Source organism: Enterovirga sp., assembly GCF_028290205.1.
GTDB lineage: Bacteria > Pseudomonadota > Alphaproteobacteria > Rhizobiales > Beijerinckiaceae > Enterovirga.
On sequence record NZ_JAQGKF010000203.1, the window covers coordinates 1 to 6,397 of the forward strand.

6 protein-coding genes are annotated in these 6,397 nt (G+C 69.0%); 1 reads left to right on the top strand and 5 read right to left on the bottom strand.

From position 1 onward, the window contains the following. Positions 1-28 precede the first annotated feature (28 nt). From JWR86_RS13955 to JWR86_RS13965, 3 genes are read right to left on the bottom strand one after another with little or no spacing between them, the layout of a single operon-like run. Positions 29-1,012 (bottom strand): DUF1775 domain-containing protein, encoded by a 984-nt coding sequence (locus tag JWR86_RS13955; protein ID WP_299566652.1) that lies wholly within the window; start codon positions 1,010-1,012, stop codon positions 29-31. Positions 1,013-1,056: 44 nt separating this feature from the next. Beyond that, on the bottom strand, positions 1,057-1,419 hold the full coding sequence (locus JWR86_RS13960; RefSeq protein WP_299566654.1) for a hypothetical protein: 363 nt from the start codon (positions 1,417-1,419) through the stop codon (positions 1,057-1,059). 42 nt (positions 1,420-1,461) lie between these two features. After that, complete coding sequence (locus tag JWR86_RS13965; protein WP_299566656.1) at positions 1,462-2,496, bottom strand: NADP-dependent oxidoreductase; 1,035 nt, start codon at positions 2,494-2,496, stop codon at positions 1,462-1,464. 172 nt (positions 2,497-2,668) lie between these two features. On the opposite strand from JWR86_RS13965, the gene bluB reads away from it, so the two are divergent. Beyond that, positions 2,669-3,313: a 5,6-dimethylbenzimidazole synthase gene (gene bluB / locus JWR86_RS13970; RefSeq protein WP_299566658.1), complete on the top strand. Its 645-nt coding sequence runs from the start codon at positions 2,669-2,671 to the stop codon at positions 3,311-3,313. Between the two features lie 447 nt (positions 3,314-3,760). Here bluB and JWR86_RS13975 read toward each other — a convergent pair whose 3' ends face one another. Both JWR86_RS13975 and JWR86_RS13980 read right to left on the bottom strand, forming a co-directional pair. Continuing rightward, on the bottom strand, positions 3,761-5,107 hold the full coding sequence (locus JWR86_RS13975; protein WP_299566660.1) for an HlyD family type I secretion periplasmic adaptor subunit: 1,347 nt from the start codon (positions 5,105-5,107) through the stop codon (positions 3,761-3,763). Between the two features lie 17 nt (positions 5,108-5,124). Beyond that, on the bottom strand, positions 5,125-6,397 hold a 1,273-nt coding region (locus tag JWR86_RS13980; RefSeq protein ID WP_299566662.1), incomplete at its 5' end, for a calcium-binding protein.

Genomic DNA, 6,397 nt, shown 5'->3' on the forward strand with positions numbered 1-6,397 from the left:
GCCGAGCGGGGCTCGGCCGGGTCAGCCGCTAGTGGTGCGCGTGCCCGCCGCCCGAGGCCGGGCCCGGCGCGCCGGCCGGCGCCACGCCGAACAGCACCTCCACGGTGCCGGCCTTTTCGAAGGTCAGGGTGCCCCGAACGGGCGCGCCCTCCTTCACCGGAGCCTTCAGGTCCAGGAACATGAGGTGGAGGCCGCCGGGCTTGAGCTCCAGGCTCGCGCCGGGCGCGATCTCGAGGCCGCGCTCCAGCGGGCGCATCTTCGCCACGCCGCCCTCGCTCACCGTTTCGTGCACTTCGCCGCGCCCGGCGACCGGGATCGCGGCGCCGACCAGACGGTCGGCCTCCCGGCCGGAATTGGTGACCCGCAGGTAGCCGCCCGCGACCTTGGCGCCGCCCGGCGTGGCCCGCAGCCAGGGCTGCTCCACCGCGATGGCGCCCGCCTTGAACGTTCCGGACGTCGGTGCCGCCGCCCCGGCTGGTGCCGCCGCCGCCCCGGCCGCCTGGACGATGCGCAGGCCGGGAGCCGGTCCGCCATCGGCCACGGGCGTCCCGCCCGGCATCTGGGTCCAGTGCCGGCGGCCGTTCTCGCAGACCTGCTCGACCGGGAAATGCACGGTGTCGCCTGGCCGGAAGGCGTCGGTCAGCCGAAGGGACACGACGAACTCGTCGAAATGGTCGTCGGCGAGCCGCCCGCCGGACCAGGTGACCTCCTTGACCCCCTCCGACACGGTGCCGTGGCCGGCCTCGTAGGAGCGGATAAAGGGCCCGCGCGTGGTGGTCACCGTCCAACCCGCCTTGGGCAGCGGCCGGGCGGCGACCGCCCCTTCCGGAAGGCTGACCTTCACCGACGTGGTCGGCGAGCCGTCGCAGCCGTGCATGATCTGGACCGTGGCCCGATAGGCCGTATTCGGCTCGGCCTCGCGCCGCTCCAGAACGGCATGGGCGAGGGCTGCGGACGAGGCGAGAAGACAGGCGGCCGCGCCGAGCGCGCCGCGAAGGGTGAAGGAGGTCATGACAAGGTCCTTGAGACGGGGGATCGAAAGGCGAACGCGTTCGATCAGTTCGTCGGAGGACCTCGGGCGCTGCCGGCCAGACGGGGAGGGCCGGTGGCAAAGAACGGCTGGGCGGAGGTCCAGGCGATCCGGCGCGCGTCGAGGGCGGGCCAGACCACCGGAAGGGACGCCGCGGACGGCGTGACCGGCTGCAGCGCCAGGCAGGCGGCCAGGCAGCAGGCCTGCGAGACTGGGGCCGAGCCGTTCTCCGGCCCGGACTCGCCGGCCGGCGCACAGATGGCGGCCGAGGCGGCGGCCGGATGCGGCAGCATGGCGGCCACGAAGCCCTGCAACAGGAGGCCGTACAGCGCCACGATCGCGATGATCGCGCGCGTGCTGGTGCGGCTCCGAGGCAGGCGACCCGTCATGGCACTTCGATGCGGACGAGAGCGGGCGGCGTCAAGTCGGCCTCAACTGGCCGACCGCTCCGCCACCTTGACCAGGAGCTTGCCGAAATTCCGGCCCTTGAGCAGCCCCATGAAGGCCTCCGGCGCCCGTTCGAGGCCCTCCACCACGTCTTCGCGGTAGCGGACCTGTCCGTCGCGGATCCAGCCGGCCATCTCGCGCAGGAAATCGCCCTGCTGGGCGGCAAAGTCGGAGACGATGAAGCCCTGCAGCCGGAGCCGCCGCGTCAGGATGGCGGCCATGAGTTGCACAGTCCGGTCCGGGCCGGGCGGCGGGGCGGTGTCGGAATAATGCGCGATGCGGCCGCAGACCGGCACGCGGGCGAAATCGTTGAGCAGCGGGAACACGGCGGTCCAGACCTCGCCGCCGACATTCTCGAAATAGATGTCGATGCCGTTCGGGCATGCCTCCCTGAGCCGCTCCGGCAGGTCGGGCGCCCGGTGGTCGATCGCCGCATCGAAGCCGAGCTCCTCGATCAGGTAGCGGCACTTCTCCGGCCCGCCCGCCACGCCGACCGTGCGGCAGCCCCGGATGCGGCCGATCTGGCCCACGGCCGAGCCGACCGCGCCGCTGGCGGCCGAGACCACCAGGGTCTCGCCCGCCTTGGGCTGGCCGATATTGGCCAGCCCTGTGTAGGCGGTCATGCCCGGCATGCCGAGGATGCCGAGCGCGGTCTGGATCGGCGCGGCCTCGGGATCGAGCTGGCGCAGGCCCCTGGCGTCCGCCACTGCGTAATCCTGCCAGCCGCCATGGGCGAGAACGACGTCGCCCGGCCGGAAGCGATCGCTGCGCGACAGCACGACCTCGGACACCGTGCCGCCCTCCATCGGCCCGCCGACCGGGACCGGCTTGGCGTAGGATTTCGCCTCGCTCATGCGCCCCCGCATATAGGGATCCAGCGACAGCCACAGCGTCCGCAGCAGCACCTGGCCGTCGCCCGGCTCGGGCCTGGGAACCGTCTCCAGCCGGAAATTCTCCGGCCGGGGCTCGCCCTCCGGGCGGCTCGCCAGCACGACGCGGCGGTTTTCGGTGCTCGTCATCGCCATTCTCCGGCTCCAGGCTGATCGGGCCAGTGTACAGGAGAGCGGCCGCGCGCGAGAGCTGGGTCGGCCCGGAACCGACGCGACCGACCTGCCGGGCCGGACAAGGGACGATGCGGAGCAAGACCGAAAGCGGGGGCGCCCCGCCCCCAGCCACGGCCGGAGACGTCCCGTGAGCGAGCAGCCGCCTGTGTTCGACGCGCGTTTCGCGGGGCAGCTCGAGACCCTGATGCGGTGGCGTCGGGACGTGCGCCATTTCGACCGCCGTCCGGTGCCGGAGGGGGAGATGGAGGCCCTCTTGGCGCAGGCCGCGCTCGCCCCCTCGGTCGGCAACGCGCAGCCGTGGCGGTTTGTCCGCATCCGCTCGGAGGCGCGCCGGGCGGCGCTCGCCGCGCATGTGGACGCGCAATCGGCCGAGGCCGCCCGGCGCTACGACCCGGAGCGGCGGGCCCTCTACGGCACGCTGAAGCTGCACGGGCTTCGCGAGGCCCCGGACGTGCTGGCGGTGTTCTGCGACGAGGCGCCCCTGGCGGGTCACGGACTCGGCGCCGCCACCATGGCCGAGACGCGGCGCTATTCCTGCGTCATGGCCATCCACGGCCTGTGGCTCGCGGCCCGGGCGCGCGGCATCGGCCTCGGCTGGGTCTCCATCATCGATCCGCCCGAGGTCGCCCGGCTGCTCGACGTGCCGGCCGACTGGGCCCTGATCGCGCTGCTGTGCCTGGGCTTTCCGGCCGAAACCGGCACCGTGCCCGAACTCGAACGCCGCGGCTGGCAGGCCCGTGAATCGCTGACGGACCGCTTGTTCGAGCGGTGAGGTCACCGGTCCCGCCTCCGGGGCGCGATGAAGCGGCTGTCCCAGCGTCGGCGGGACATTCTTGTGGCCCGGATACTGCGCCGAGCGTGTTCAGTGGCGCTGAATGTCGATGGTCTGCCGGAGTCGAAAATGAAGCTGTCGAGCGATATTGTCGCCAAGGTGGCTCCCGTCTCGCTGACGAGGCTTAGGCACCAGCCGCACCATTCTCCAAGGAGGCCCGGATCTTCCCAGTAAAGCTCCTCGATTGCCCGCAATGCCTCTCTGCGGGCGCTCGCAAGATCAGCGACCTCCACCCCTTTGCCGTCGAAGATGACCTCCGTGGAGCCGCTGCAAAGGTGGAAATAGCATCTCACCGCGTCCCCCTCTTCATCCGCAGGCGCGGGTATGCGAGTCCACCAGGGCTCTTGGGTCGCTTATCCAGGTAGACGAGATCATGACAATGAGAATTCAGCGCTCCCGAAATGCGCGGCTGGTCTGATCCATGATGGGCTTTACGAGGTAGGAAAGCGCCGTCCGCTCCTGCGTTGCAATGAAGACCTCCACCGGCATGCCAGGGACCAGGCGGTAACTCGCGATCTTCTCCGCCTCGTTCGCGTGCAGTTCGACCTGCGCGATGTAGTGGTCGAGGTTCGTCGCGGGATCCCGCGTCGAGGCGGGCGAAAGAAAGGTGACGCGGCCCTTCAGCTCCGGCGTGTTGTTCTGGCTGAAGGCAGCGAGGCGCACACGGGCCTCCCGCCCAGTCCGAACCTGATCGATGTCAGCGATCGCGATCTTCACCTCGAAGCGAAGGTCGGTCCCGGTGGGAACGATGGTCGCGACTTTGGCTGCCGGTGAGAGGACGCCGCCAACGGTGAACATGAACAGCTCGTTGACGTGGCCGGCGACCGGGGCCCGAATCTCGGAGCGCGCCAGGCGATCTTCGATCGCGACCTTCCGTTCGGCCAGTTCGGAGATGCGGGCATCCACCGTTCGCAATTCCCGCTGCGCCTCCGTGGAGGCGTTCTGGTCGATCGCGATTTTCTGGACGGTGAGTTCGGAGATCCGGGCCCGGGCCCGGGCGATGCTCGCCTGGATCTCGCCCTTTTCGCCCAAGATGCGCGTCCAGTCGCGCTCGAAGGTGAAAACGCGGTCGTTCGGAATGATGCCTTTTTCATGCAGAGAGATGAATTTCGCCCTCTCCTTGCGGACGAGCTCGACCTCTTGGGCCTTCGCGGAGAGGCGGGCTTCCAGGCCTTTGATCTCTTCTCCGCTCTGCGCGATCGAATGCGCAAGCTGTTCCTTTTGGCTTTCGCGGGCGCGCTTGTTGCCGTTGAAGAGTCGGCTTTCCTCGAGAAGCAGAGTGGCGACGGCCTCGCCCGCCTGCATCACGCCACCTGGCACCGCCATGGTCGCGAGGTCATCGCGCTCCGCCAGCAGGCGAGCGCGCCGGGCGAGCGCCTCGGCGAGCTGCGACCGTACGATCAAAAGTTCGGCTTTGGTTTGCACCTCGTCGAGGGTGACGAGCACCTGGCCTTCCTGCACCAAATCCCCCTGCCGAACGGCCAGCGTCTTGATGATGCCGCCGTCCCGGTGCTGCACCTCTTTAAGGTTCTGATCGACCTTGATCACGCCGCTCGCGATCACGGCGCCCTGGAGCGCGGCATACGCGGCCCAGCCGCCGCATCCGCCAATCAGGAACAGGCCGGCGAAGAGCCCAACCGTGACCCGGGGCCAGATGCGAAAGACCGTCTCGCTCTCCTTGCGCGGCTCGACATCGTAATCGCCTCGGAACTGGCCGTGATAAACCTTGGACATGGCGAGTCTCCATCGCCTCAAGCGGCGTGCGCCTGCGGCGTCTCGGTCAGGATCGAGAAGTAAAGGTCCTGGTGGCCGTCGAGCACGATCGAGTATCGGTCTTCGCCCGAGTCATCGTCGATTTCGAGAACGGTATTTTCGCCGTCGTCGGCCATCTCAAAGCGCAGCCGCAGAGCTGGCCCGCTGTCGCCGCGGAGATACGCACTCGTAAATCGCTCATCTTCGTCATCGTCCGAGTTCTTTCGGAAGAATTCGAACTGCTCGACTTCGATCTTGTCGCCGGTTGCGAAATCTGTGATCCGGCCGACGAAGATCGGAGTCCCCGAGGCGGCTCCAGTGAACTGGAAGCGATCATCGCCATCGCCGCCCGTGATCACAACCGAATCGGACCCCACGATATAGAGGTCGTCCCCATCGCCCCCGATGAAGACCTCGAAGGAGGAGATCCTGTCCTCCCCGGTCTCCGCCCCAGAGACGCGGCCCGCCGCGATGTTGACTTCGGTTCGGACCCTGGCCGTCGAGAGATCGAGGGTATCTTCGCCGTCACCGCCCTCATACCGGTCGGCGTCTCCGTCGAGGCTGGCCTCCACGACGTCGTCGCCCGAGCCGGCCTGAACATGATCCGCACCGGCGCCAGCGTTCAGGGTGTCGTCACCGGCGGCTCCGATCAGGATGTCGTCCCCGTCGCCAGACGTGATGGCGTCGTCACCGGCGCCGCTGTTCACGGTGAAACTGGCGGCGATGACGGTCGGATCGCCCCCCACATCGGCGTTGATGCGGTCGTCGCCGCTGCCGGTAATCACCACCTCGAAGCCCAGGACCCGGTCGCGTCCGATATCCGCGCCGGCTGCGGTGCCGGCTGAGATGCTGACGCTGATGCTCTCCCGCGAAGCGGAGTAGTCGAGGGTGTCCGTACCCTCATCGCCGGCGAGGACGTCGTCGTCGGAATCTGCGGCTGCGAGCACGGTATCGTTGCCGAGCCCGCCGCTTACACGGTCCTGGTCCGAGCCGTCCGAGAGGATGTCGTCCCCGTCCTCACCGAAAACCGCGTCACCGCCATCGCCGGCCAGGATGATGTCCGCACCCTGGCCGCCGTACAGCGTGTCCGCGCCTGCGCCGCCATCGACCCGGTCGTGACCCTCGTCGCCCCAAACGAGGTCGTCACCCGATCCGGCCAGGATGACGTCATCGCCCGCGCCGCCGGATAACTGATCGCTGCCGTCCTCGCCGTGGATCACGTCGAGCCCGTCCTCACCGAAGACGCGGTCATCGCCGGATCCGGCGAATACG

What these genes read in the sequence shown, in the direction of transcription:
- JWR86_RS13955 (WP_299566652.1), bottom strand. Translation starts at nt 1,012, where the DNA reads ATGACCTCCTTCACCCTTCGCGGCGCGCTCGGCGCGGCCGCCTGTCTT.
- JWR86_RS13960 (WP_299566654.1), bottom strand. Translation starts at nt 1,419, where the DNA reads ATGACGGGTCGCCTGCCTCGGAGCCGCACCAGCACGCGCGCGATCATC.
- JWR86_RS13965 (WP_299566656.1), bottom strand. Translation starts at nt 2,496, where the DNA reads ATGACGAGCACCGAAAACCGCCGCGTCGTGCTGGCGAGCCGCCCGGAG.
- JWR86_RS13975 (WP_299566660.1), bottom strand. Translation starts at nt 5,107, where the DNA reads ATGTCCAAGGTTTATCACGGCCAGTTCCGAGGCGATTACGATGTCGAG.